The sequence below is a fragment of the Nocardia higoensis genome (genome assembly GCF_015477835.1).
GTDB lineage: Bacteria > Actinomycetota > Actinomycetes > Mycobacteriales > Mycobacteriaceae > Nocardia > Nocardia higoensis_A.
This window is the reverse complement of record NZ_JADLQN010000001.1, coordinates 2,783,594-2,808,040: the sequence shown is the minus strand read 5'-3', so window position 1 is coordinate 2,808,040 and position 24,447 is coordinate 2,783,594. Positions and strand designations below refer to the sequence as shown.

The 24,447-nt window shown below is 69.2% G+C and carries 26 protein-coding genes; 13 read left to right on the top strand and 13 right to left on the bottom strand.

What is annotated here, in order from left to right:
- Positions 1-25: 25 nt before the first annotated feature.
- Positions 26-253 carry a DUF6480 family protein gene (locus IU449_RS12725; RefSeq protein ID WP_195001990.1) on the bottom strand — a complete coding sequence of 76 codons (228 nt, stop codon included), beginning with the start codon at positions 251-253 and terminating at the stop codon, positions 26-28.
- 3 nt (positions 254-256) lie between these two features.
- Complete coding sequence (locus IU449_RS29480) at positions 257-379, bottom strand: hypothetical protein (RefSeq protein ID WP_267468265.1); 123 nt, start codon at positions 377-379, stop codon at positions 257-259.
- A 205-nt stretch (positions 380-584) separates the two neighbouring features.
- Here IU449_RS29480 and IU449_RS12720 point away from each other — a divergent pair, with 205 nt between their 5' ends.
- A complete protein-coding gene (locus IU449_RS12720; RefSeq protein ID WP_195001989.1) occupies positions 585-1,046 on the top strand; it encodes a hypothetical protein in 462 nt (153 codons plus the stop codon).
- Positions 1,047-1,062: 16 nt separating this feature from the next.
- Here IU449_RS12720 and IU449_RS12715 read toward each other — a convergent pair whose 3' ends face one another.
- Entirely contained in the window at positions 1,063-1,596 is a 534-nt protein-coding gene (locus IU449_RS12715; protein WP_195001988.1) for a hypothetical protein, read from the bottom strand.
- A gap of 160 nt (positions 1,597-1,756) precedes the next feature.
- The gene (locus IU449_RS12710) at positions 1,757-2,368 is read right to left on the bottom strand and encodes a hypothetical protein (RefSeq protein WP_195001987.1); all 612 of its coding nucleotides are present in this window, start codon (positions 2,366-2,368) and stop codon (positions 1,757-1,759) included.
- Between the two features lie 72 nt (positions 2,369-2,440).
- Between IU449_RS12710 and IU449_RS12705 the strand changes: the two genes are divergently transcribed.
- Both IU449_RS12705 and IU449_RS12700 read left to right on the top strand, forming a co-directional pair.
- On the top strand, positions 2,441-3,592 hold the full coding sequence (locus IU449_RS12705) for a methyltransferase (protein WP_195001986.1): 1,152 nt from the start codon (positions 2,441-2,443) through the stop codon (positions 3,590-3,592).
- Between the two features lie 130 nt (positions 3,593-3,722).
- Positions 3,723-4,592 carry a Bax inhibitor-1/YccA family membrane protein gene (locus tag IU449_RS12700; protein ID WP_195001985.1) on the top strand — a complete coding sequence of 290 codons (870 nt, stop codon included), beginning with the start codon at positions 3,723-3,725 and terminating at the stop codon, positions 4,590-4,592.
- Between the two features lie 86 nt (positions 4,593-4,678).
- Here the strand turns inward: IU449_RS12700 and IU449_RS12695 are convergent, their stop codons facing one another.
- The 3 genes from IU449_RS12695 to IU449_RS12685 all read right to left on the bottom strand — a co-directional run bounded on the left by IU449_RS12695 (position 4,679) and on the right by IU449_RS12685 (position 7,604).
- Positions 4,679-5,899, bottom strand: coding sequence for an acetyl-CoA C-acetyltransferase (locus IU449_RS12695; RefSeq protein ID WP_195001984.1), 1,221 nt, complete (start codon positions 5,897-5,899; stop codon positions 4,679-4,681).
- A gap of 234 nt (positions 5,900-6,133) precedes the next feature.
- Positions 6,134-7,072: an SGNH/GDSL hydrolase family protein gene (locus IU449_RS12690; RefSeq protein ID WP_195001983.1), complete on the bottom strand. Its 939-nt coding sequence runs from the start codon at positions 7,070-7,072 to the stop codon at positions 6,134-6,136.
- A gap of 70 nt (positions 7,073-7,142) precedes the next feature.
- Positions 7,143-7,604, bottom strand: a complete 462-nt coding sequence (locus IU449_RS12685) for a hypothetical protein (protein ID WP_195001982.1) — start codon at positions 7,602-7,604, stop codon at positions 7,143-7,145.
- A gap of 73 nt (positions 7,605-7,677) precedes the next feature.
- Between IU449_RS12685 and IU449_RS12680 the strand changes: the two genes are divergently transcribed.
- The gene (locus IU449_RS12680) at positions 7,678-9,066 is read left to right on the top strand and encodes a cystathionine beta-synthase (RefSeq protein ID WP_195001981.1); all 1,389 of its coding nucleotides are present in this window, start codon (positions 7,678-7,680) and stop codon (positions 9,064-9,066) included.
- Positions 9,067-9,359: 293 nt separating this feature from the next.
- Positions 9,360-10,505 carry a cystathionine gamma-synthase gene (locus tag IU449_RS12675; RefSeq protein WP_195001980.1) on the top strand — a complete coding sequence of 382 codons (1,146 nt, stop codon included), beginning with the start codon at positions 9,360-9,362 and terminating at the stop codon, positions 10,503-10,505.
- Positions 10,506-10,588: 83 nt separating this feature from the next.
- Here the strand turns inward: IU449_RS12675 and greA are convergent, their stop codons facing one another.
- Both greA and IU449_RS12665 read right to left on the bottom strand, forming a co-directional pair.
- Positions 10,589-11,083, bottom strand: coding sequence for a transcription elongation factor GreA (greA, locus tag IU449_RS12670; protein WP_195001979.1), 495 nt, complete (start codon positions 11,081-11,083; stop codon positions 10,589-10,591).
- Positions 11,084-11,428: 345 nt separating this feature from the next.
- A complete protein-coding gene (locus IU449_RS12665) occupies positions 11,429-11,869 on the bottom strand; it encodes a DUF4307 domain-containing protein (RefSeq protein ID WP_195001978.1) in 441 nt (146 codons plus the stop codon).
- 103 nt (positions 11,870-11,972) lie between these two features.
- On the opposite strand from IU449_RS12665, the gene mca reads away from it, so the two are divergent.
- From mca to IU449_RS12645, 4 genes are all read left to right on the top strand, one after another.
- Positions 11,973-12,860 (top strand): mycothiol conjugate amidase Mca, encoded by an 888-nt coding sequence (gene mca, locus IU449_RS12660; protein WP_195001977.1) that lies wholly within the window; start codon positions 11,973-11,975, stop codon positions 12,858-12,860.
- Positions 12,857-13,141, top strand: coding sequence for a hypothetical protein (locus IU449_RS12655; RefSeq protein WP_195001976.1), 285 nt, complete (start codon positions 12,857-12,859; stop codon positions 13,139-13,141). The genes mca and IU449_RS12655 overlap by 4 nt, the downstream gene beginning before the upstream one ends.
- A 196-nt stretch (positions 13,142-13,337) precedes the next feature.
- On the top strand, positions 13,338-13,901 hold the full coding sequence (locus tag IU449_RS12650; protein ID WP_195001975.1) for a TIGR03086 family metal-binding protein: 564 nt from the start codon (positions 13,338-13,340) through the stop codon (positions 13,899-13,901).
- Between the two features lie 62 nt (positions 13,902-13,963).
- Positions 13,964-16,006, top strand: coding sequence for a thioredoxin domain-containing protein (locus IU449_RS12645; RefSeq protein WP_324188205.1), 2,043 nt, complete (start codon positions 13,964-13,966; stop codon positions 16,004-16,006).
- Positions 16,007-16,107: 101 nt separating this feature from the next.
- Here the strand turns inward: IU449_RS12645 and IU449_RS12640 are convergent, their stop codons facing one another.
- Positions 16,108-17,715, bottom strand: a complete 1,608-nt coding sequence (locus IU449_RS12640; protein ID WP_195001974.1) for an adenylate/guanylate cyclase domain-containing protein — start codon at positions 17,713-17,715, stop codon at positions 16,108-16,110.
- Positions 17,716-17,829: 114 nt separating this feature from the next.
- Positions 17,830-18,453 (bottom strand): PAQR family membrane homeostasis protein TrhA, encoded by a 624-nt coding sequence (trhA, locus tag IU449_RS12635; protein WP_195002538.1) that lies wholly within the window; start codon positions 18,451-18,453, stop codon positions 17,830-17,832.
- A 218-nt stretch (positions 18,454-18,671) separates the two neighbouring features.
- Here trhA and IU449_RS12630 point away from each other — a divergent pair, with 218 nt between their 5' ends.
- A complete protein-coding gene (locus tag IU449_RS12630; RefSeq protein ID WP_195001973.1) occupies positions 18,672-19,460 on the top strand; it encodes an isoprenyl transferase in 789 nt (262 codons plus the stop codon).
- Positions 19,461-19,490: 30 nt separating this feature from the next.
- Here the strand turns inward: IU449_RS12630 and coaA are convergent, their stop codons facing one another.
- On the bottom strand, positions 19,491-20,423 hold the full coding sequence (gene coaA / locus IU449_RS12625; protein ID WP_195001972.1) for a type I pantothenate kinase: 933 nt from the start codon (positions 20,421-20,423) through the stop codon (positions 19,491-19,493).
- A 192-nt stretch (positions 20,424-20,615) separates the two neighbouring features.
- Here coaA and IU449_RS12620 point away from each other — a divergent pair, with 192 nt between their 5' ends.
- The 3 genes from IU449_RS12620 to glyA are packed head-to-tail and all read left to right on the top strand — an operon-like array spanning position 20,616 to position 23,327.
- Positions 20,616-21,827 (top strand): DUF885 domain-containing protein, encoded by a 1,212-nt coding sequence (locus IU449_RS12620; protein WP_195001971.1) that lies wholly within the window; start codon positions 20,616-20,618, stop codon positions 21,825-21,827.
- A 48-nt stretch (positions 21,828-21,875) separates the two neighbouring features.
- Positions 21,876-22,001, top strand: coding sequence for a hypothetical protein (locus IU449_RS29475; protein WP_267468264.1), 126 nt, complete (start codon positions 21,876-21,878; stop codon positions 21,999-22,001).
- Between the two features lie 30 nt (positions 22,002-22,031).
- Positions 22,032-23,327 carry a serine hydroxymethyltransferase gene (gene glyA / locus IU449_RS12615; protein WP_195001970.1) on the top strand — a complete coding sequence of 432 codons (1,296 nt, stop codon included), beginning with the start codon at positions 22,032-22,034 and terminating at the stop codon, positions 23,325-23,327.
- A 77-nt stretch (positions 23,328-23,404) separates the two neighbouring features.
- Here the strand turns inward: glyA and IU449_RS12610 are convergent, their stop codons facing one another.
- Positions 23,405-24,271 (bottom strand): acyl-ACP desaturase, encoded by an 867-nt coding sequence (locus IU449_RS12610; protein ID WP_195001969.1) that lies wholly within the window; start codon positions 24,269-24,271, stop codon positions 23,405-23,407.
- Positions 24,272-24,447 lie beyond the last annotated feature (176 nt).

Sequence of the window (24,447 nt, the reverse complement as noted above, 5' to 3'; positions counted from 1 at the left end):
GGGTACGCCGAGCGCGCGCGGCGGGTCAGATGATCGTGAGGATGATCCCGATGGCCGCGATCAGGAACACCACGGCCAGGATGACGATCAGCGCGACCGCGCCGACGCCGGTCGGCGGGAAAGTGTTGCTGGTGCGCGGTTCCGGTGCGGACAGCCCCGAGGTCTGCGGAGTGTCCGGCGGAGTCGAGCCCGGCGCGACGCCGCCGCCGGGTTCGAGATCGGGGGTGCGGTCCGGATCAGGATCCATCGACATGACTCACTTCCCGTCGTTGCCGGGAACCTCCGGGGTGCCCGGCTCGCTACCGCGGCCCTTGGCCTTGCGGGACAGGACCACCGCGCCCACCAGCACGGCGATTCCGACGATCACGAGTATCTCCATGCACGGCGCGTACCCCCGTTCGGAAGGGTCAATCGGCCTCGGACCGTTGTGTCGGGTCCCGGCGTCCGCCCGGGTTCGCTGGTGATCGTCCCATTGATGGGACAACCTGTTGTCCTGCACCACCGATCCGGCCACGATCGAGTCCGAACCCGTGTATGTGTTACGGGTCACTCTCGGTCACGAGCGAATGTGAAGGTGGACTTCGATGGCGGTGCGGCACAGCTACCTGACCTATCGGGATACCTACGGATTTCCGGTCTCCTCGTCGGGACGCCAGGTGATGCTCCGGGTGGGCGCGATCGGAGTGATCGTGCTGCCCGATGCGCTCGGCGCGGTGGTGCAGAACCAGTTACAGCCCGAGCAACTCGCCGGACCGGTGTTCACCGACCCGAGAGCGGGCCGCTGGTTCTTCCTGCTCGACGGGATGCCCGTGGTCGCACCCGCCCACCAGGTGCTGCTCGCCGACGCGGGCGCGCGCGTCCTCGCCAGGGACGAAGAAGTCGCGCTGCCGGTGCTGAGCGAGGCGAGCGCGGCCCCTGGTGACGAGCGGCGCTGGCTGTGGCCGCCGGGCTACCAGCTGCCCCAGCCCGCGCCGTTCGTCGCCGAATTGCTCGCCGCGGCACGGCGTTCGGACTTGCGAGAGCGGTCGCGGGCACTGAGTTGGTGAGCGCCGCGCAGCGGGCTCAGTACGCGCGGCAGGCGTCGCGCGCGCCGTCCTTGGTGGCGTTGAACTTGTCGATGGCGGCATTGAGGGTGTCGACGTCGGCGCGGCGCTCGAGGGTGTCGGCCAGGGCGTTGGTGTCGTCGCGGTAGGCGCGCAGCGGGTCGGCGACGGCCGCGGGCACGTCGCGAGTGATCTTGGCCTCGACCGCGCTGGCACCCGCGCGCAGCTGGGCCACCGCGGCGTTCGCCTTGGCCTCCTGGTCGGGGGCATTGTTGTTGCTGGCCTCGATATAGACGTTGAAGGTGTCCACCGCGGTCTCGTTGTTCTCGGCGAAGGTGTCACAGGCGGTGCCCGCGGCCCGCTCGATGGCGGCCGCCCGCGACGAGGACGCCGCCGCCGACGACGCGGCCACCTCGGAGACGTAGGCGGCTACTTCGGACGGATCCGCGTCGGCCCTGCCCGAGATCTGGTTCGAGCACGCTCCGACGAGCGCCAACCCGCTCACGGTGGACACCACCGTCGCGACCAAGCCCATGCGTTCGAGACGTCGCATGTCTGATCCGCCCTTCTGTTCGTTCTCCCCCTCGGGGATCCGGTGCGGCGCCGGACCTTCCGAAAGTACTCGCCCCCGCACGGCTCGTCAGGGTTCGGTGACCGAACCGATCACCGGACCGATATCGAAGGCGCGCCGCTCAGCGGGGTGGCGACAGCGATCAGCCCGCAGTGGCGATGTCGATCACCAGGCGGGTGGGATTGCTCAGCGCGGTGACCGAGAAGGCCGGCCGTTCGCCGGTCACACCGATGAACGATTGGCTGATGCCCTCGAACACGAGCGGACTCGACACACCGACGATGCCGGGAACGGCCGGATCGGTGACCGGATCAGGGCCCGAGTACGGGCTCACGCCGGAGTCGAAGGGGTAGGCCGAGCCGGTGATCCTGACCTCGAGCACGGAGTCGCCCGCCACGTCGAGTTCCCGCCCGCTGCCGTCCTGCACCGCGCGATCGGTGTACTCGACGACCCAGCCGGGGGTGCCCGAGCCGCCGAGGTCGTAGACGACCCGGTCGAACCCTTCGTGGCTGCCGATGCGGACGCCCGCGACGGTCAGCCGGGCATCGGGGGAGGCGTCGGCGCGCTTGGGGGCGGCGTCGGTGGGGACGGGGGCCTCGCGCAGCGGGGCCGGGACGGCGGCCGTCGCGGAGGTGGCCGATGCCGCGGAGGTCCTCGGCTCGGCGTCGGGCCGGGCGTCGTTGCAACCGGCCAGCACCCCGCAGGCCAGGGTTGCCGCCGCCACTGTCACCAGCACCGCCGTCTTGTTACGCATGGGGCCGATGGTAGTGCGCGCGGCGCGGGGGCGGTCGATATCCCGCGGCAACGATCGAGCACACTTGACTTCGTGCACGATGTCGAGGACATTCTCGCCCGCCTGCGGCGTCACCCGGACGTGGAGGCGCTCAACCTGTTTGCCGTCGACGCCGCCGACCGGCTGATCCTGGACGCCGCCGCCGACATCGTCGACGCGTCGGACGACGGGCGTGTCGCGGTGATCGGTGACGCCTACGGCGCGCTCACCCTCGGCCTGATCGCCCGCCACGATCTGCGCGCGGTGCGGGTCCACCAGGATCTGCTCACCGGTGAACTGGCGCTGGCGGGCAACGCCCGCACCCTCGGGCTGGCCGACCGCTACACCGCCCATCCGCTCGCCGGCGAACTGCTCGCCGGCGTACGGGTGGTACTGATGCGGCTGCCGCGTGTGCTGTCCGGGCTCGCCGAGGTCGCCGAGGCGATCGCCCGCCACGCCGATCCGGAAGTGCTGGTGATCGCGGGCGGGCGCGACAAGTATCTGACCAAGACCATGAACGACGTGCTGGCGCAATCGTTCTGCGAGGTCACGGCCAGCCGCGGCAGGCAGAAATCCCGGACGCTGACCGTGCGCGGCCCCAAACCGGTGGGCGAGCCGCGGTTCCCGGTCCGCGAACATCTCGACGAACTCGATCTCGAGGTGATCGCGCACGGCGCCGCCTTCTCCGGCACTCGCCTCGACATCGGCACCCGCTTCCTGCTCGATCACCTCAAGCTCATGAAGCCCGACGCCCGCGAAGCCATCGATCTCGGCTGCGGTACCGGGATCCTCGCGGTCGCGCTGGCGCGCTCCCGGCCGGGTATCCGGGTGGTCGGCACCGATCAGTCCGCGGCGGCGGTCGCCTCGGCCGCGGCGACCGCCGTCGCCAACGGGGTCGCCGACCGGGTGAGCGTGCTGCGCGACGACGCGATGTCCTCGCTGCCGGACAACAGCGCCGATCTGGTGGTCTGCAATCCGCCGTTCCATGTGGGCGCGGCGGTGCACACCGGATCCGCGATCAAGATGTTCTGTGAAACGGGTCGCGTTCTGCGCCCGGGCGGAGAATTGTGGACCGTGTACAACACGCACCTGAATTACCGGGGCGTGGTGGAACGGATGGTCGGGCACACCGACGTGATCGGGCGCAACAAGAAGTTCACCGTCACCCGGTCGGTGCGTGGGCTGCGCGACGCCCGCCCCAGGTAGAGTCCGATTTGTCTGTCTCGTTGGGTTCCGTGGAACTACTCGGCGGAGCCGTACGTTGGATAGGGCAACGGATGGAGATCGAGCGTCAGCTCGACACGACAGTCGCAACGACTCCAGAAAGGCACTCACGGTGCGCAGTACAAGCAATCCGATCTTCAAGAACCTCCCGAAGCAGGAGCAGGTAGGCGGATACGCCAACTTCGGTTCGGGTGTGGCGGGTGCCGGGCAGTTCGGGCAGCAGTTCGGCAACCAGTACACCGATCAGTACGGCAGGCCCGTCCAGCAGCCGTACCAGCAGGCCCCCACCACCAGGTCGATGACCATCGACGACGTGGTGACCAAGACCGGCATCACCCTCGGTGTGCTCACGCTGTCGGCGATCCTGTCCTTCGCGCTGAGCTCGGCCAACTCCGGTCTGGCACCGCTGTTCGTCATCGGCGGCGGCTTGGTGGGCTTCGTGCTGGTGCTTGTCGCGAGCTTCGGCAACAAGATGGACAACCCGGCCATCGTGCTGTCCTACGCGGTCGCCGAAGGCCTGTTCCTGGGCGCGCTGTCGCTGATGTTCACCGGCGTCGAGTTCGGCGGCGCGGGCGGTAGCGCGCTGATCGGTCAGGCGGTGCTGGGCACCTTCGGTGTGTTCGCCGGCATGCTCGTGGTCTACAAGACCGGCGCGATCCGTGTCACCCCCCGATTCACCCGCATGCTCATCGGCGCCATGATCGGCGTCGTGGTGCTCATGCTGGGCAACCTGGTGGCGAGCTTCTTCACCGACGGCGGTTTCGGCCTGCGTGACGGCGGCGCGCTGGCGATCGTGTTCAGCCTGGTCTGCATCGCCATCGCCGCGTTCAGCTTCCTGCTCGACTTCGACGCCGCCGACCAGCTCATCCGCGCGGGCGCGCCGTCCAAGGCGGCCTGGGGCGTGGCACTGGGCCTGACCGTCACCCTGGTCTGGCTGTACATCGAGATCCTGCGTCTGCTGAGCTACTTCCAGAACGACTAGTACGCGCATCCCGACGAGAAAGGGCGGCCGCCGGAGAGATCCGGCGGCCGCCCTCGTCGTTCACCCGATGGGTGCTCCTCAGCCGATCAGCTGAGGCGCTCGAGCACCATCGCCATGCCCTGACCGCCGCCGACGCACATGGTCTCGACGCCGAACTGCTTGTCGTGGGTCTGCAGGTTGTTGATCAGCGTCGCGGTGATGCGTGCGCCGGTCATGCCGAACGGGTGGCCCAGCGCGATGGCGCCGCCGGAGACGTTGAGCTTGTCCTCGTCGATCTTCAGCTCGCGGGCCGAGCCGAGCACCTGCACCGCGAAGGCCTCGTTGATCTCGAACAGGTCGATGTCGGAGACCGTCTTGCCCGCGAACTTCAGCGCCTTGCGCACCGCCTCGATCGGGCCAAGGCCCATGATCTCCGGCGAGAGGCCGGACACGCCGGTCGAGACCACGCGGGCCAGCGGGGTCAGGCCCAGCTCCTTGGCCTTGGTGTCGCTCATGATCACCAGGGCGGCGGCGCCGTCGTTGAGCGGGCAGGCGTTGCCCGCGGTGACCGTACCGTCCGGGCGGAAGACCGGCTTGAGCTGGGAGATCTTCTCGTAGGTGGTGCCCGCGCGCGGGCCGTCGTCGGTGGAGACGACGGTGCCGTCCGGCAGGGTCACCGGGGTGATCTCCCGCTCGAAGAAGCCGGACTTGATGGCCTCCTCGGCGCGGTTCTGCGAGCGCACGCCCCAGTGGTCCTGGTCCTCGCGCGAGATGCCGGTCAACTGGGCGACGTTCTCGGCGGTCTGGCCCATCGCGATGTAGATGTCGGGCAGCTCGCCCTTCTCCCGCGGGTCGGTCCAGGCGTCGGAACCGGCCTCGGTGCGCCGCACGGTGCGGGCCTCGGCCTCGGCGAAGGTCGGGTTGTGGCTGTCGGGCCAGCCGTCGGAGGTGCCCTTCGGGAAGCGCGAGACGGTTTCCACGCCCGCGGAGATGAACACCTCGCCCTCACCGGCCTTGATGGCGTGCAGGGCCATCCGGGTGGTCTGCAGCGACGACGAGCAATACCGGTTGAGGGTGACGCCGGGCAGGAAGTCGTAGCCGAGGTGGGTGGCCACGACCTTGGCCATGTTGAAGCCGGCCTCGCCGCCGGGCTGGCCACAGCCGAGCATCAGATCGTCGATCTGGGTGGGGTCGAGCGCGGGGACCTTGTCCAGTGCGGCGCGAACCATCTGCGCGGCGAGGTCGTCCGGCCGCATGCTCACCAGAGAACCCTTGCCTGCGCGGCCGATGGGGGAGCGTGCGTACGAAACGATGACGGCCTCGGGCATGAGGACTCCTTATGTCTCGGAGCGCGCACGGTGGTCGACGACCTGGTCGCGCGCTACTCGCGGGTACGGATCACTTCGAATCTACGTCGCGTCCCCGCGCGGGAGAACATCCGGTGGGCAGTCGATTCCATTCAGCGGGAAGCCCGCCGTCCCGCCTCGAAGCGGATCGTCCGGAATGCCGATTCACTTGTTCGCGTCTCCCGCGCCGTGCCGCGCCACCTCCGGGACCCGGTGTCATCTGCCGCGCATCGTCGTGATCGTCTGCGTCTGGGAGACGAGTGCGCGCAGCCGTGCGGTCAGCCCGCGCTGGGTCGGTCCCGGACCGTGGTCGGTCTCGACGCCACGGGTTTCCAGCGCCGCCAGCAGGGTGGGCAGGATGCGCCCGGCGGCGAGCTGGTAGCCGTCGGCGGAGGGATGGAAGCCGTCGGCGGAGAACATCCGGTCGGGTGCGGTGAGGAATTCCGGGCCGAGATCCGACAGCGGCACAGCGAGCCCGCCCGCCGCCGTGGTGGCCGCGGCCTGCGCCGCGGCCAGACGCGCGCCCCAGTTGTGCACCAGTGCGCGCAACGGCTGCGGGATCGCCGACACGGTGCCCAGATCCGGGCAGGTGCCCACCACGACGACGCTGCCCGCCGCGCGCAATCGCGCCACCGCCGCGCCGAGCCTGCGGGCCGAGGCGCCGATGGAGTGCTTCTTGGTGACGTCGTTGGCGCCGACGAAGATGATCGCCACGTCCGGCGGTGGGCCCGCGACGAACACGGCGTCGACCTGCCCGGCCAGACCCTTGGATGTCGCGCCCGAGATGGCCTTGGTGCTCAGCCGGATTCGCCGTCCGGTCGCCTCGGCCACGGCGCGGGCGATGCGTACACCCGGCACGCCATCGGCGGTAGCGCAGCCCACGCCCCCCGCGGTCGAATCACCGAAGATCATCAGGTGCAGGTCGAAGGGGGTGCCGGTACGCCAGGGCTCGGGCGCGAGGCAACCGGCGGTGTAGATGCCGTCGGCCTCCGGCGGTCTGGAGGTGTCGCGGCCGATGACGCCGCGGGCCACGCCCGCCTGGGCGGTCAGCATCCGGTAGGCGAGCCAGGAGAGCGTGCCGGCGCCGGAACCGGCCAGCACCGTCGTCAGGCCGGTCAGCGCCGCGGCACGCCTGTCGATGCGAGGTGCTGCCACGTCGAGAAGTTTACGTGCCACGAGCCCGCCGGAGCCGGGCGCGAGCTGTTCACCGCCCCGGCGCGACAGCTCAGGCGGGAACGGTGAAGACGCCCTTGGCGGGGATGCTCGGCGTGTCGGTGGTCACGGTGACCTCGACGCGGCCGGGGCCGGTGTCCTGGAACAGCGAGTACAGGATGCTGCCGTAGATGCCGGTGACCACGACGTTGTCGAACGCCCCCGTCGCGCCGGTGTCGAGATTGCGCCAGGTCATCGTGGTGCGGACCTCGCACAGCGGGGCGAAGGGGTGGCTGCCGGACCCGACGCCGACGACCGGCTCCGCCTGCACGTTCAACACCGCGCGGCCCGGCCAGTCCGGACCGGTGTCGGCCCAGGTCTGCAGCGAAGTCCAGCACAGCCCGCCCCTGGCCATGGTCGGTACCTGTGGGAATCTCACGGTGTCGGTCTGCGCCTGGGCGCTCGATCCGGCCACCACGGTCGCCGCGACGCCGGCGAGTACCGCGGCGACCCGGCGCAAGTGGGTCTGCCTCATGGCTGCCGATCCTAAAGCGCGGAACAGGTGACGTGCGCGAACTCACACAGGGTGCTTCTGCAACGATGGAGCTATGCGCATCGCGGACCACGTCGTCGACCTCATCGGCAATACGCCCCTCGTCCGGCTGAACTCGGTCGTCGGACCGGACGCGGGACTGGTCGCCGCCAAGATCGAATACCTCAACCCGGGCGGCAGCTCCAAGGACCGGATCGCGGTCAAGATGATCGAGGCCGCCGAGAAGTCCGGAGAGCTGAAGGAGGGCGGCACCATCGTCGAGCCGACCTCCGGCAACACCGGCGTGGGTCTGGCCCTGGTCGCCCAGCAGCGCGGCTACAAGTGCGTGTTCGTCTGCCCCGACAAGGTGTCCGAGGACAAGCGCAATGTGCTGCGCGCCTACGGCGCCGAAGTGGTGGTCTGCCCGACTGCCGTCCCGCCGGATCACCCGGACAGCTACTACAGCGTCTCCGACCGCCTGGTCCGCGAGATCGACGGCGCGTGGAAGCCGGATCAGTACTCCAACCCGGGCGGCCCGGAAAGCCACTACGAGACGACCGGCCCGGAGATCTGGCGCGACACCGACGGCAAGATCACCCACTTCGTCGCGGGCGTCGGCACCGGCGGCACCATCACCGGCACCGGTCGCTACCTCAAGGAGATCTCCGGCGGCAAGGTGAAGATCATCGGCGCCGACCCCGAGGGGTCGGTGTACTCCGGCGGCACCGGCAGGCCCTACCTGGTCGAGGGCGTCGGCGAGGACTTCTGGCCGTCGGCCTACGACCCGTCCATCCCGGACGAGATCATCGCGGTCTCCGACGCGGACTCCTTCGAGATGACCCGCAGGCTGGCCCGCGAGGAGGGCCTGCTGGTCGGCGGCTCCTGCGGCATGGCCGTGGTGGCGGCGATCGAGGTCGCGCGGCGCGATCCCGATTCGCTGGTGGTCGTGCTGCTGCCCGACGGCGGTCGCGGCTACCTGTCGAAGATCTTCAACGACCAGTGGATGAGCTCCTACGGCTTCCTGCGGACCCGCCTGGACGGCAGTCCGGAACCGCTGGTCGGTGACGTGCTGCGCGGCAAGTCCGGTGAACTGCCCGATCTGGTGCACACCCACCCGTCGGAGACCCTGCGCGACGCGATCGAGATCCTGCGCGAGTACGGCGTCTCGCAGATGCCCGTGGTCGGCGCGGAACCGCCGGTCATGGCCGGTGAGGTGGCGGGCAGCGTCACCGAGCGCGACCTGCTCTCGGCGGTGTTCGAGGGCCGCGCCCAGCTCACCGACTCGGTCGCCCAGCACATGAGCCCCTCGTTCCCGCTGATCGGCGCGGGCGAGCCCATCTCGGCCGCCACCAAGGCGCTCTCGGACACCGACGCGCTCATGGTGGTCGAGGAGGGCAAGCCGGTCGGCGTGATCACCCGCCACGATCTGCTCGGTTTCCTCAGCACCGGCTCCATCGGGCACTGATCTTCCCCGGGCCGAGCGATGTGCGGCCCGCGACGAACGTCCGCCGTGAATCCGTGGCGGGCGTTCGTCGTTGCCGAGCCCGCGATTCTCGCGGTCCGGACGAGGATCGGCGAGGCCGGTGCCGGTCCCTGCGCGAACTCGACCGCGCCGCTGTCCGCGGGCGTGATCGGTGATACGCGCCGGACTGCGCGGGTGCGGGCCGTCACAGCGAGCGCATCGCGCGCGGGCACGGTAAGGTCACGGACCACCCTCCGGCGGAAAGTCACCGAGACGCGACCTCTACGCTGTCGTCTATGAGCGATCTGGGATTCTCCACCAGGGCCGTGCACGCCGGGTTCGACCCCGATCCCCAGACCGGTGCGGTGAACGTGCCGATCTACGCGAGCTCGACCTTCGCCCAAGACGGCGTGGGCGGTATGCGCGGCGGTTTCGAATACGCCCGTACCGGTAATCCCACCCGCAGCGCGCTCGAGGCCAACCTCGCCGCGCTCGAGTCCGGTCGCCACGGTCGTGCCTTCGCCTCCGGCATGGCCGCCACCGACTGCGCGTTGCGCGCCGTTTTGCGCCCCGGCGATCACATCGTCATCCCCGACGACGCCTACGGCGGCACCTTCCGTCTCATCGACAAGGTGTTCAGCCAGTGGGGCATCGAACACACCCCCGCGCACATCACCGATGTCGACGCGATCCGCGCGGCCATGCGCCCGAACACCAAGCTGGTGTGGGTCGAGACACCCACCAACCCGCTGCTCAACATCGGTGACATCCCGGCCCTGGCCGAGGTCGCGCACACCGCGGGCGCGAAGCTGGTGGTCGACAACACCTTCGCCACCCCGTACCTGCAGCAGCCGCTGCTGCTCGGCGCCGACATCGTGGTGCACTCGACCACCAAGTACCTGGGCGGGCATTCCGATGTGGTCGGTGGCGTGCTGATCACCGACGACCCCGAACTCGACGCGGCGTTCGCCTTCCTGCAGAACGGCGCGGGCGCGGTGCCCGGCCCGTTCGACGCCTACCTGACCATGCGCGGCACGAAGACGCTGGCTGTCCGGATGGAACGGCACTGCGACAACGCCGAGGCGATCGCCGAGCTGCTCGCCGGACACCCGGCCATCTCCCAGGTCATCTACCCCGGCCTGGCCGAACACCCCGGTCACGGCGTCGCCGCCAAGCAGATGCGCCGCTTCGGCGGCATGATCTCGGTGCGGCTGCACGGCGGCAAGGCGGCGGCGCTCGACTTCTGCTCGCGCACGAAGATCTTCACCCTGGCCGAATCGCTGGGCGGCGTGGAGTCGCTGATCGAGCATCCGGGCGCGATGACCCACGCCTCGACCGCGGGTTCGCAACTCGAGGTGCCCGCGGATCTGGTGCGGCTGTCGGTCGGTATCGAAGATGTCAGCGATCTGCTCGCCGACATCGAGCAGGCACTGGCGAAGTAGGAGTCCCGGAGATGACGAAGCGGCCGCACTCGTATTCGAGTGCGGCCGCTCGCATCTGTGCCGGGTTCGGAGGAGACGCGGGGTCAGCCGTGGTAGGGCTCCGCGCTGACCAGAGTCACCTTCATGATGTTGCCGTTGGGCAGCGAGTACTCGCGAGTCTCGCCGACCTTGGCGTCGATCAGGGCACCGCCCAGCGGGGAGTTCGGGGAGTAGGTCTCGAGCTCGGAATGACCGAGGCCTTCCTCGCGCGTGGCGATGAGGAAGGTCTCGGTGTCGCTCTCGTCGCCGTCGTAGTAGACCTTGACAACCGAGCCGGGCAGCGCGACGCCGGACTTGGTCGGCGCGACGCCGACCTTGGCGTTGTTCAGCAGCTCCTGCAGCTGGCGAATGCGAGCTTCCTGCTGGCCCTGTTCCTCGCGCGCGGCGTGGTATCCGCCGTTCTCCTTGAGGTCGCCTTCTTCGCGACGCTCGTTGATCTCCGCGGCGATGACCGGACGGTTGGCGATGAGCGCGTCGAGCTCGCTCTTGAGCCTGTCGTGCGATTCCTGGGTCAGCCAGGTCACATTCGTCTCGGTCATCTCGATCACTCCCTCGTAGTTGTTCCCGGCATGCCGGGATTCCCTGAAACCGGCGCGCGACCCGTCCGAGGGCGGGCATGCACCAGCCGACGACAGACGCAGAAACCGGGGGTCATGGCTTCGATGACCCCGACGTGCGCGGTAGCCGGATGAACCCGTGAAGATCCGGTGACCGCGCTGCGCCTGCCGCCAATGCAGCAAACACGGCTCCGAGGCACGGAACCGTGTATCACGCCATTTTAGCATGATTCACAAAGATGCAGGTGGGAATATATTTTTGCCGCTCCGAGCGGGATTTCAGGTCGTCGAGCGGGCCTCGGGCGCACCTGCCCGGGCGGTGGCGGCTCAGTGCGCCCGCAGGTACTCCGGAACCGTTGCGCTGCATCCGTAGACGCTGCCCGAGGACGAGCGCGCGGAGGTGCGGATCTCGGTGGTCACCTCGACGGTGCCGTGCTCGGATCCGGTGATCAAGACCTCACGTCTGCCCACTTCGATGGTGTCGCGATCCATGGCGCGCACGAAACACACCACGGCCTGCCGCGGATCCGCGCGGGTCACCTTGAACCGCAGCGACACCGTCGAGTCGTCGACGACCGTGTACCCGAGTTCGTCGGCCTCGATCTCGGCCGGCCCGTACTTCTGGAAGCCCAGGTAGGCGACCCCGGCGCCGGCCGCGAGCACCACCAGCGCGAGGAGCGGGACCAGCCACTTCGGACGCCCTCCCGGCGTGGCGCCGTACCGGTCGGCGGGGCGCGCGCCGACGCCGTTCGGTACTGGATCGCTCATGACGGCTCGCTCCCGGGGGGTAGGTCGGAACAACGAAGGCTCGAATGGAACTATAGGTAATGACGAGCCGACACCCGCGACCGAGAGCGATGGTGAACAAGACGTGAGTGGCCTTCGCCTCATGGCGGTACACGCACACCCGGACGACGAATCCAGCAAGGGTGCCGCCACGACCGCGCGCTACGCCGACGAGGGGCACGAGGTCCTCGTCGTGTCGTTGACCGGCGGCGAACGCGGCAGCATCCTGAACCCCGCGATGGACACCCCGGGTGTACTGGACCGTATCCACGAGATCCGCCGTGCGGAGATGGCCGCGGCCGCTCGCGCGCTCGGGGTGCAGCATCGCTGGCTCGGATTCGTCGACTCCGGCCTGCCCGAGGGCGACCCGCCGCCTCCGCTGCCGGAGGGATGCTTCGCGCTGGTGCCGCTCGAGGAGTCGACCGAAGCGCTGGTGCGCGTCGTGCGCGAGTTCAAGCCGCACGTCATCACCACCTACGACGAGATGGGCGGGTATCCGCATCCCGATCACATCGCCTGCCACCAGGTGTCGGTCGCGGCATTCGAGGCGGCGGGCGATCCCGAACGGTTCCCCGACGCCGGGGAACCGTGGACCCCGCTCAAGCTGTACTACAGCCACGGTTTCATCCTGCGGCGACTCGAAATCTTCGCTGAGGAGTACGAGCGGCTGGGCCGGCCGTTCCCGTTGCAGGAATGGCTGGACATGAGCCGCACGCGGGCGAGCGCGCGCGGCGGCGACATCATGGGCAGGGTCACCACCCAGATCGAGTGCGGCAAGTACTTCCCACAGCGTGACGACGCCCTGCGCGCGCACGCTACCCAGATCGACCCGAACGGCGCGTTCTTCGCGATCCCGGTGGAGCTCCAGCAGCGCCTGTGGCCGACCGAGGAATTCGAACTGGCCCAGACCAGGGTGCGTACAGCCATCCCGGAAACCGATCTTTTCGCAGGTATCGAGGAAGCGCAGCGGTGATCGTCGAATTTCTCGCCCAGACCCCGGGGACCCCGACCGGCCCCGAATTCGGCAAGGCATCCCCCCTCGGCCTCGCCATCGTCCTGCTCCTGCTGGTGGGCACCTTCCTGCTGGTCCGCTCCATGAACCGGCACCTGAAGAACCTTCCGCCGACCTTCGAGCCCGAGCACCCCGAACCCGACCAAGTGGCCGACGAGGGCACCGACCCCGGTGCGGTGCCGCTGCAGAAGTCTCCCGACGATGCCGAATCCGGCAGGCCGGACCAGAAGCGGACCGAGTGAGTTCGCCGCCTGTGTAGAAGAACGATCGTGCGACAGCGGCCGGGTTTCGTCCCGGTCGTTGTCGTCCCTCAGGCCGTCCGCCGCGTCGGAGCCGTGCGGCGCGCAGTGCCGGCGCGGGGCCGAACGGGGTTGCGGCAGCCGGGCATTCGTCGGGAGCCCGTGTTTGAATGTTTACCCGAACGACCGAAGGACGCCCATGGATACTGTGCTCGGCCGGATCGACCGCGCGCTGGACACGACCGCCGCGATCGTCTCCGCAGTGGAGGACGATCAGCTCACCGCGGCCACGCCCTGCGCGGACTGGGATGTGCGGACGGTGCTCAACCACCTGGTCGGTGGGATGCACGCGTTCGCCACCAAGCTGAGCGGCAACGACTCCGGTGCGGGCAATGCCGACGGGTGGCTCGGGTCGGATCCGCAGACCGCGTACGCGGCGGCGGCGGAGATCGATCGGGCGGCATGGCGGCGGCCGGATGTGCCGACCGCGACGGTGCACCTGGGCATCGGGCCGGTGCCCGCGCCCGCGGCGGTGCAGATCCATCTGACCGAGCTCGTGGTGCACGGTCTGGATCTGGCGCTGGCCATCGGCCGGGCGGACCTGATCGACGACGCGATGTGCGCGGAGTTGCTGGAGACGATGCGCGGCTACGGCGGGATCGACGTCTATCGGGAGGCAGGCTTGTTCGCGCCCGCGCTGCCGGTGGACGACGATGCGCCCGGGCACCGCGCGCTGATGGCCTACACCGGCCGCAAGTGGTGAACCGCGGCAGGTAGCCGCACAGGTCCACCCCGGCGCGCACCGGATGTGGAAGGCTGGCAGCTGTGAACCGATTGACCGGTGCGACCTCGCCGTATCTGCGTCAGCACGCGGACAACCCTGTGCACTGGTGGGAGTGGGAACCGGCCGCGCTGGCGCAGGCGCGGGATCGCGATGTGCCGATCCTGCTGTCGGTCGGCTACGCCTCGTGTCACTGGTGTCATGTGATGGCGCACGAGTCGTTCGAGGACCCGGAGACCGCGGCGCTGATGAACGAGAACTTCGTGTGCGTGAAGGTCGATCGGGAGGAACGTCCCGACATCGACGCGGTGTACATGAATGCCACCGTCGCCATGACCGGTCAGGGCGGCTGGCCGATGACCTGCTTCCTGACTCCCACCGGCGAGCCGTTCTACTGCGGTACCTACTACCCGAAGACCTCGCGTGGCGGCATGCCGTCGTTCACGCAGTTGCTCACCGCGGTCGCCGACACCTGGCGCAACCGGCGCGAGGAGGTGGATCGTGCCTCGGCGCAGGTGGTCGAGGCCCTGCGGGCGCAGAACTCGGGATTGCCCGAAGGCGAGCTCGTCATCACCCCACAATTGCTCGACCACGTGGTCGCCGCCGTACTGCGCGACGAGGACGCCGAGCACGGCGGATTCGGCACCGCGCCGAAGTTCCCGCCGTCGGCACTGCTGGAGGGTCTGCTGCGCAGCTGGGAGCGCAGCGGTGATCCCGCCGTTTTCGGCGTGGTCGGCCGCACCGCCGAGGCGATGGCGCGCGGCGGCATCTACGACCAGTTGCGCGGTGGGTTCGCCCGATACTCGGTCGACCAGGCATGGGTGGTGCCGCACTTCGAGAAGATGCTCTACGACAACGCCCAGCTCCTGCGCGCCTACGCCCACCTCGCCCGCCGCACCGACCCGGCCGCCACCGATCTCCCCGCCCGGGTGGCGCGGGAGACGGCGCGGTTCATCCTCGACGATCTCGGCACCGAGCACGGCGGATTCGCCTCCGCGCTGGACGCCGACACCCACGTGAGCCCGGAGGGGCCCGGCGTGGAGGGCGCGACCTACGTGTGGTCGCCCGCCGAACTGGTCGGCGAACTCGGACCGATCGACGGCGCGTGGGCGAGTGAGATCCTCGGTGTGACCACCGGCGGGAACTTCGAACAGGGCGCCTCGGTGCTCACCCGCTACGCCGACCCCGACGACACGCAGCGGTTCGAGCGGGTGCGCGACATGCTGCGCGCCGCCCGTCAGCGCAGGCCGCAGCCCGCGCGTGACGACAAGGTGGTCACCGCGTGGAACGGGCTGGCGATCACCGCGCTCGCCGAAGCCGGCGCCGCGCTCGGCGAACCGGAGTGGATCGACGCCGCGGCCGCCTGCGCCCGGTTCCTGCTCGCCGAGCACGTGCGTGAGGGCCGGGTACTGCGCGCGTCGCTGGACGGGAAGGCGGGCGCCTCGCCGGGCGTGCTGGAGGACTACGCCTGGCTCACGACCGCGCTGTCGGCCCTCTATCAGGCCACCGCCGAAGCGGATTGGCTGACGCGCGCCCAGCTCGTCCTCGACAGCGCGCTGCGCCACTTCGCCGATCCGCACGCGCCGGGCAGTTGGTTCGACACCGCCGACGACGCCGAGACACTGGTGGCCCGCCCGCGCGATCCCATCGACGGCGCCACCCCGGCCGGGGCGTCGGCACTGGCCGAAGCCCTGCTGACGGTGTCGGCTCTCTCCGACCCCGCCCGCGCGACCGGCTATCGGGAGGCCGCCGAGCAGACCCTGCGCAGAGGCGCCCTCGTTCTGGCGCGCGCGCCGCGCTCGGCGGGACAGTGGCTCGCTGTCGCCGAGGCGGCGCTGCGTGGACCGATACAGGTCGCGGTCGCGACCGCGGCGGATCGTCCCGAGGACGGTGCGCCCTTGCTCGCGGCGGCCCGTGCCGCGGCGCCCGGTGGGTCCGTGATCCTTTCCGGCGCAGTCGATTCCGCACCGCTGCTGGCCGATCGCGGGCCGGTCGGACCCGCGGCGGCCGCCTACGTGTGCCGAGGCTCGGTGTGTGATCTGCCGGTGACCGATGTGGCGGCGCTGCGCGATTCGCTCGCCGGGTAGAACCGCCCGCCGCCGAGGACGTCGCGGCCTTCGCCGGTTACCCGATCCGGACGCGGGTCGCCGAACCCGGCGCCGACGCGTCGATCGCGTCGCCGCGACGTCTAGGAATGCTCGTCGTCGGTTGTGGCGGAACGGATTTCGGTGATGGCGCTGCTCGACGGCTCTCCTGCGGCGTCGAGCGCTTCCGCGGAGGGGGCGATCGTCTCTTCGGAGGGCGCGTCGGCGATCGCGGTGACGTCGACGTCGGTCCAGGTGGCGGTCGGCTCGCTCATGCCGCGCAGCAGGATGGGCTCGTGGACGGTCCACTTCACCCGTTCGTGCGGCGCGGCGGCTTCGATGAGCGAGCCGCTGACCAGGATTCGCCGGGGAGCGTGCTTGGCCTCGCCGGTCAACCGGGCGGCCTCGTTCACCGCGTCACCGATGACGGTGTACTCGAGGCGGCTGGCGGTGCCGACGTCACCGGCGAACACCTGGCCGCGCGCCACCCCTATGCCGATGTCGAATTCGCCGAGGGCCCGCACTTCGTCGCGAATGCGCCGGGCGGCGCGCAGCGCGGGGGTCGCGTCGTCGCCCAGGGCGACCGGCGCGCCGAACACGCACAGTGCCGCATCACCTTCGAACTTGTTGACCAAGCCGTTGTTGTCCTCGGTCGCCGCGACCACGATCGCGAGCAGCCGGTTGAGCTTGGCCACGAACTCCTCCGGCGCCAGCTGCGTCGACAGGGTCACCGAGCCGGTGACGTCGACGAACAGCGCCGACACCACCCGCACGTCGCCGGTCAGCTTCGCACCGCCCGCCAGCGCGCGTTCGGCCACCTCGTCGCCGACGTGACGGCCGAACACCGCCCGCATCCGGTCGCGCTCGCGCAGGTTGGCGGCCAGCGCGTTGACCGAGTTCTCCAGCCGACCGATCTCGCTGGCGCTGCCGATCGGGACGCGCACATCGGTCTGCCCGTCGCTGATCCGCTCCAGTGCCAAGCGCAGTGTGCGCATCGGTGTGGCGACGGAGCGGGCCAGGAACGCGGTGGCCAGCGCGCCGACGGCGATGCCGACGGCGGACAGGTAGACGGCGGTGCGGATGCGGTCGGATGCGCCCGCGGCCGGGTCGGCCAGCACGACGATCAGCATGAGCAACGGCAACGCGCCGGACACCGCCCAGGTGACGACCACCCGGGACAGCACCGAGGAACTCCAGTGCATGGTCTCGCCGAGTACCTGCGCCACCACCGGCATGGCCGGGCGGGTCATCCGGTCGACGATGAGGAAGGTCAGCGCCGCCGACTCGAAGGCGCCGATGGTGATCAGCGCAGTCGTCACCGCGGGATCGTTCTCCGGGGTGAACTTCGCGAACAGCGACACCGAGATGATCACGCCGGGAATCCACAGCCCGAGCGCGCGAGCGGAGACGACGATCGGCAGCCGTAGCAGCTGGTGCGCCTGATCGGGTGTCGGTCTTCGCTTCTGGTCTATCCAGCCCAGGTGGATCGTGCGATCACGGTAGGCCAGGACGACACCGGTCAGCAGGCCGATTACCGGATAGATCGAGATCAGCGCCAGCGTGTGCGGCCAGTCCGGGCCGATCCGGCCCAGGAAACCGCTGAGCCACAACTGGGTGAGAATGACCGCGACGCCGGCCAGGTTCGCGGTGATGACCACAGCGGCCAGCCCCCAACGCGCCCGCAGCGTCCACGCGATGAGCTCGGCGATCACGACCAGCGCACACCCGCTCCGGGCATGCGCCTGCGATCACGTGGTGACGTGCGGCACGGGGAGGACACGAAAAGTCAGCATAGTGGCCTCTGTCGGTGTGGTCGTGCGCATTGCTCAGCGCAGCACGACCATCCAGATCGCGATGTAGTGGCACAGCGCCGCCAGCACCGTCGCGGCGTGGAAGAACTCGTGATGGCCGAACACCAGCGGCCACGGATTCGGCCACTTGGTGGCGTAGAGGATCGCGCCCACGCTGTACATCACACCGCCGAGCGCGAGCAGGATCAGCGGCGTCCAGCCGATCGCGTCGAGCAGCGTTCCGGCCACCGGCACGATCGCCCAGCCCAGCACCAGATACAACGGCACTCCCACCCACGCGGGCGCGGTCGGCCACAGCAGTTTCAGCGCCACCCCGGCCAGTGCCCCCGCCCAGACCACCGTCAGCAAGATCCGACCGGTGGTCTCCGGCAGTCCGAGCACGGCGAACGGGGTGTAGCTGCCCGCGATGAACAGGAAGATCATCGAGTGGTCGGCACGTTTCATCCTGATGCGGGTGCGCTGCGTCTTCCAGGTGATCCGGTGATAGATGGCGCTGATGCCGAACAGCAGGCAGACCGAGACGCCGTAGACCAGCGTCGACCAGCCTGCCGAGGCCGAGATGCCCGCCGCGACGTAGACCAGGATCGCGACCGCGACGGCGGAGACGGCCAGTGCCCAGGTGTGGATCCAGCCGCGCATGCTCGGCTTGGCCAGCGCGTCGACGGCCTCGGCGGGAGAAGCGGCCAACAGCGCCGAGTCGGTGGTATCGGTTGCCCGGGATAGCTCGGTTGCGTCGGACACGGACGTACCTCCTGTAAACCGATGAGTAACTTACGGTAGCGTAGGTTTACCGCGGACACCACCGTTCGGCACTGTGATCGCGGCCGCTGCGGAGATCCCGGCGATGAGGCGTACTGTTGGTCGCCGTGGAGTTTCGGAACCGGGTGCGTGGCCTTCCGTATCGCATCTACGAGGCCAGATTGTCCAAGCAGCTGGCCGGAAAACAACATCCTCGACATGTCGCGGTGATGTGCGACGGCAATAGACGCTGGGCCCGCGAGAACGGATTCACCGACGTCAGTCACGGCCACCGGGTCGGCGCGCTGAAAATCGCCGAGCTGGTCGAATGGTGCTCGCAGTCCGGCATCGAGATGGTCACCGTCTACCTGCTCTCCACCGAGAACCTTCAGCGCGATCCCGAAGAACTCGAGACCCTGTTCGAGGTCATCACCGATGTGGTCGAGGAATTGTCCGCGCCGGAGCGCGATTGGAGCGTGCGCATCGTCGGCTCGCTCGTCGGCTTCCCGGAACTGATCGCCAAACGCATCCGCACCGCCGCCGAGCAGACCGAAGGCCGCCGGGGCGTGCACGTGAACGTCGCCGTCGGCTACGGCGGCCGTCAGGAGATCGCCGACGCGGTGCGCTCGCTGGTCCGCCAGGAGATCGCAGCGGGGGAGACCGGCGAGGATCTGGTGCAGTCGATCACCGTCAACGCCATCGGCCAGCATCTCTACACCTCTGGCCAGCCCGATCCCGACCTGGTCATCCGCACCTCGGGCGAGCAACGCCTGTCGGGCTTCCTGCTGTGGCAGAGCGCATACTCCGAGATCTGGTTCACCGAGGTCTACTGGCCGGAGTTCCGCAAGGTCGACTTCCTGCGCGCGCTGCGCGACTACGCCGCCAGACACCGCCGTTTCGGCGTGTGAGTGCCACTGCCGCGCATCCCGGGAGGCGGCTCAGAGCTTGCGCAGCCGCAGTCGGTTGATGGTGTGGTCGGCATCTTTGCGCAATACCAGGGTCGCGCGCGGGCGGGTCGGCAGAATGTTCTCCACCAGGTTCGGCCGGTTGGTCGAATTCCAGATCTCCTGCGCGGCCAGGGTGGCCTGTTCGTCGGTCAGATCGGCGTAATGGTGGAAGTGCGCCTCCGGATCGGCGAAGGCGGTCTTGCGCAACGCGAGAAAGCGCTGGACATACCACTTCTCGATATCCTCGATGCGCGCGTCGACGTAGATCGAGAAGTCGAACAGGTCCGAGACCATCAGCCGCGGCCCGGTCTGCAGCACATTGAGGCCCTCGACGATGAGAATGTCGGGCTGGTGCACGCAGTGCATCTCATTGGGCACGATGTTGTAGGAGATGTGCGAATAGACCGGCGCGCACACCTCCGCGGCGCCCGATTTCACCTCGGTGACGAAGCGCAGCAGCTTGCGCCGGTCGTAGCTCTCCGGGAATCCTTTCCTGTGCATGATGCCGCGCCGGGTGAGTTCGGCCGTGGGATAGAGGAATCCGTCCGTGGTGACCAGATCCACCCGGGGGTGGTGCTCCCAGCGCGCCAGCAATGCCTGCAGCACGCGGGCGGTGGTCGATTTGCCGACCGCCACACTGCCCGCGACGCCGATGACGAAGGGCACCTGCCGATCGGGGTGTTTCTCCCCGAGGAAGGTCGCGGTGGCCGCGAAAAGGCGCTGCCTGGCGGCTACTTGGAGGTGGATCAGTCGAGCGAGCGGAAGGTAGACCTCGGCGACTTCTTCCAGATCGATCTGTTCGCCGAGACCGCGCAGGCCGGTCAGTTCTTCCTCGGTGAGCACCAGTGGAGTCGAGTTGCGCAGTGTTCGCCACTGCTTCCTATCGAATTCCACATAGGGGCTCGGCTCGCTCATTCGTGCCACTTACCCGACGCTCCGTTTCGGCAAACACGCACACATGCCGTGGGGGCACTGTGACTTCCGGACCAGCTCTCGCCGCATAGGGCGAATTGTCCTCCCGGCTCTCGGCACGGAAGACAGGGGGTACCGCTACCGGGAGGTAACCGCAGGTACACCGGGCGGACAGCGCCGCGGGTGCGCAGTATCGTCGCGGGCATGGATGCGCATCCGCTCGTGGCCGACTATCTGCGGCTGGGTCTGAGCTTCGACCGTCTCGAAGAAGGTTTCGTCGACGCCTTCACCGGCGACCCGGACCTGCGCCGCGCGGTGCAGGACGCCCCCGCGCCGCAACCGCGGGATCTGGCCCGGAAAGCCGCCGAATTGCGTTCCGCCCTGACGGATTCCGGGCTCGACGAGCAGCGGGTGGAATTCCTCGACGCGCATCTGCGCGCACTGGAATGCTCCGGCCGCAAGTTCGCCGGCGAGGACATCGGCTTCGTCGAGGAGGTGCGCGCGTATTTCGACGTCGAGATCGCGCCCGGCGAGGTCGAGGACTACCTGGACGCGCACCGGCAGATGGACGAGGTGCTGGCCGGGGAGGGCATGCTGGCCGAGCGCATCGCCGCACACCGGCGTTCGGAGGAGATTCCGCCGGAACGGCTCGCCGCCTGTGTGGAGGCGTTCTCGGGCGCGCTACGTGAGAAGGTGCGCGAACGCTACCCGCTGCCCGACCACGAGCACGTCACCTACGAGGTGGTCGGCGACAAGCCGTGGTCGGGATTCAACTACTACCTCGGCAACTATCACTCCCGCGTCGCGATCAACTCCGATCTGAAGCAGCACATGGCGAACCTGCCGCACCTGATCGCGCACGAGTCCTACCCGGGGCATCACACCGAGCACTGCCGCAAGGAGGCCGGGCTGGTCGCCGCGGGCCATGCCGAACAGACGCTGTTCCTGGTCAACACCCCACAGTGTCTGATGGCCGAGGGGCTGGCCGACCTGGCGCTGCGCTCGATCGTCGGACCCGGCTGGGGTCTGTGGGCGCAGGAGATCTATGCCGATCTCGGCCTGCGTTTCGACGGCGAACGTGCCGAGCGGCTATCGCGCGCTTCGGCGAAACTGCTCTCGGTCCGCCAGGATGCCGCGCTGCTGCTGCACGACCGCCGCCGCACCGAGACCGAGGTCGCGGAGTTCCTGCAGCGCTGGAGCCTGGTCACCGCGGAGCGGGCGCGCCAGCAGCTGCGCTTCCTGTCCTCGCCGCTGTGGCGGGCCTACATCTCCACTTACGTGGAGGGCTACAAGCTGCTCGGCGACTGGCTGGATCGCGCCGCCGACGCGGGGGAGCGCAGCGAGCGATTCCGCCGCCTGCTCGACGAACCGCTCACCCCCGCCGCGGTACGCCGGGAACTGGTCGGCGCCGCCTGAGGCGGACGCCCCGCCTCCGTGGTCGGGTGGTATCCCCTCGTCAGCACGGTGGAAGGTGCGATCCTGGTGGCCCGCGCGGCGAAGTCGGCTCGGCCCTTGGACGAGGCCGAGGAGAATCTGCTGCTGTTGCCGGCCGCCGAACAACAGCGCGTCGCGCGGCAACCCCCCGCGTGAGCGCCGCCGAGGTCCCCATAGACTGAACCGGTGACGCAGACGACCGCCTCTGTCAATACCCAGTCTCTCGGTGAGCTCGATCCCGAGCTCGCGGCCGCGATGGCAGGCGAACTCGCCCGCGAGCGCGACACCCTCGAGATGATCGCCTCGGAGAACTTCGTGCCGCGCGCGGTGCTGCAGGCCCAGGGCAGTGTGCTGACCAACAAGTACGCCGAAGGCTACCCGGGCAGGCGCTACTACGGCGGCTGCGAAGACGTCGATGTGGTGGAGAATCTCGCCCGCGAGCGCGCCAAGGAACTGTTCGGCGCGGAATTCGCCAATGTGCAGCCGCATTCCGGCGCGCAGGCCAACGCCGCGGTGCTGATGTCACTGCTGAACCCCGGCGAGAAGATGCTCGGCCTCGACCTCGCGCACGGCGGTCACCTGACCCACGGCATGCGGCTGAACTTCTCCGGCAAGCTCTACGAGGTGCACTCCTACGGGGTGAGCAAGGAAGACCACCGCGTCGACATGGACGAGGTGCGCACCATCGCCCTCGAGGCCAGGCCGAAGGTGATCGTGGCCGGCTGGTCGGCCTACCCGCGCCACCAGGACTTCGCCGCCTTCCGCGAGATCGCCGACGAGGTCGGCGCCTACCTGTGGGTGGACATGGCGCATTTCGCCGGCCTGGTCGCCGCCGGTCTGCACCCCTCGCCGGTGCCCTACGCCGACGTCGTCTCCTCGACGGTGCACAAGACCCTCGGTGGCCCTCGCTCCGGCCTGATCCTGGCCAAGCAGGAATTCGCCAAGAAGATCAACAGCGCGGTCTTCCCCGGCCAGCAGGGCGGTCCGCTCATGCATGCCGTCGCCGCCAAGGCCGTAGCCTTCAAGATCGCGGGCACCGCGGAGTTCCGTGACCGCCAGGCACGCACCCTCTCCGGCGCCAAGATCCTCGCCGAGCGCCTGACCGGCGACGATGTCGCGGCCAAGGGCATCAGCGTGCTCACCGGTGGCACCGACGTGCACCTGGTGCTCGTCGACCTGCGCAACTCCGAACTCGACGGTCAGCAGGGCGAGGATCTGCTGCACGAGATCGGCATCACCGTCAACCGCAACGCGGTCCCGTTCGATCCGCGCCCGCCGATGGTGACCTCCGGCCTGCGCATCGGCACGGCGGCGCTGTCCACCCGCGGTTTCGGCGACACCGAGTTCACCGAGGTGGCCGACATCATCGCCACCGCGCTGGCGGGCGGCTCGGATGTGGCGACCCTGCGCGGCCGGGTCGCGAAGCTGGCCCAGAGCGTTCCGCTCTACCAGGGCCTCGAGGACTGGCGCCTGCTGGGCTGAGTTGCCGCCGAGGCGGTAGCCCCCGACGACGAGAAAGGCCGGAGCCGGTGCGAAACCGGGTCCGGCCTTCTCGTATGTCAGGAAGCGAACGCGCGCAGGTGCTCGAGTTCGGCGCGGGCCGCCTCACCCTCGACCCCGAGATCGCTGCGACCGAAGACATTCCACCGGCGCAGCAGCGGAGCGAAGATCTGCTCGCCCTCGACGGCCGGGTCGTAGATGCCCGCCTCGGCCAACATCACGTCGCTGGTACGACCGTCGGGCAGTTCGACCTTCGGCACCGAGAACCCGGCCACCCGATCGGCGACCGCGCGCATGGTCTGGTCCGGCGCCAATTCGAACGCGGCGGCGACCATCGCGGCGAAGAACTCCGACTGCAGCGCGTCGTCGGCGGCGATGCGCTCGGCGATCGCGGTGACCAGCGGGTTCTCGTTCAGCGCGGCGGTATTGCGGTGCCGCAGCGCCGACGCGGACTCTTCGAAAGCGTTGGCGGCCAGCACGTCGAGCAGATGCAGCGGCTCGCGGCGGAAGCCGAGGGTCATGTGGTCCATCCGGGCCCGCTCCAGCTCGACCGGATCGACCGAGCGGGTGACCATCAGGTAGTTGCGGATGAGGATTTCGTGCCGGTTCTCCTCGGCCGTCCACCGGCCCACCCAGCGCCACCACGGACCGGTGCGCAGGTACTTGCCCAGCTCGCGGTGGTAGGAGGGCAGGTTGTCGGCGATCAGCACGCTCACGGTCAGCGCGACCACGGCGACCTCGCTGAGCTGGGCCTGGCCGGGCTCCCAGTCGGTCCCGCCGAGGAAGGCGAAGTTGCGTCCGTCGTCCCAGGGGACGAGATCGTGGGGCTGCCACCCGTCGGCGACGGCGACATGACGACGCAGATTCAGTTCCGCCTCGTCGGCGAGTGACTCCAGCAGCTCGCGATCGGTCAACAGTGTTTGCACGAGGACAACCTAGCCGTTGTGCGCCCGAGATGGGGGAGTCGGGCGAGAATCGCGCCCGGACGGGGGACGCCTCGATCGCACAGGCGCGGCCGGGACCTGTCGGCGACTCGTGGTCGGCCGCGCACTGTGTGGTCACCTGCCTGCGACCATCTCGCCGGGGGCCGTGCGCCGCCGCG

Excerpts from the sequence above, each read along its gene's own strand:
- IU449_RS12725 (WP_195001990.1), bottom strand. The coding sequence starts at position 253 with ATGTCGATGGATCCTGATCCGGACCGCACCCCCGATCTCGAACCCGGC.
- IU449_RS29480 (WP_267468265.1), bottom strand. The coding sequence starts at position 379 with ATGGAGATACTCGTGATCGTCGGAATCGCCGTGCTGGTGGGCGCGGTG.
- IU449_RS12720 (WP_195001989.1), top strand. The coding sequence starts at position 585 with ATGGCGGTGCGGCACAGCTACCTGACCTATCGGGATACCTACGGATTT.
- IU449_RS12715 (WP_195001988.1), bottom strand. The coding sequence starts at position 1,596 with ATGCGACGTCTCGAACGCATGGGCTTGGTCGCGACGGTGGTGTCCACC.
- IU449_RS12710 (WP_195001987.1), bottom strand. The coding sequence starts at position 2,368 with ATGCGTAACAAGACGGCGGTGCTGGTGACAGTGGCGGCGGCAACCCTG.
- IU449_RS12695 (WP_195001984.1), bottom strand. The coding sequence starts at position 5,899 with ATGCCCGAGGCCGTCATCGTTTCGTACGCACGCTCCCCCATCGGCCGC.
- IU449_RS12685 (WP_195001982.1), bottom strand. The coding sequence starts at position 7,604 with ATGAGGCAGACCCACTTGCGCCGGGTCGCCGCGGTACTCGCCGGCGTC.
- IU449_RS12680 (WP_195001981.1), top strand. The coding sequence starts at position 7,678 with ATGCGCATCGCGGACCACGTCGTCGACCTCATCGGCAATACGCCCCTC.
- IU449_RS12675 (WP_195001980.1), top strand. The coding sequence starts at position 9,360 with ATGAGCGATCTGGGATTCTCCACCAGGGCCGTGCACGCCGGGTTCGAC.
- greA (WP_195001979.1), bottom strand. The coding sequence starts at position 11,083 with ATGACCGAGACGAATGTGACCTGGCTGACCCAGGAATCGCACGACAGG.
- IU449_RS12665 (WP_195001978.1), bottom strand. The coding sequence starts at position 11,869 with ATGAGCGATCCAGTACCGAACGGCGTCGGCGCGCGCCCCGCCGACCGG.
- IU449_RS12650 (WP_195001975.1), top strand. The coding sequence starts at position 13,338 with ATGGATACTGTGCTCGGCCGGATCGACCGCGCGCTGGACACGACCGCC.
- trhA (WP_195002538.1), bottom strand. The coding sequence starts at position 18,453 with ATGCGCGGCTGGATCCACACCTGGGCACTGGCCGTCTCCGCCGTCGCG.
- IU449_RS12620 (WP_195001971.1), top strand. The coding sequence starts at position 20,616 with ATGGATGCGCATCCGCTCGTGGCCGACTATCTGCGGCTGGGTCTGAGC.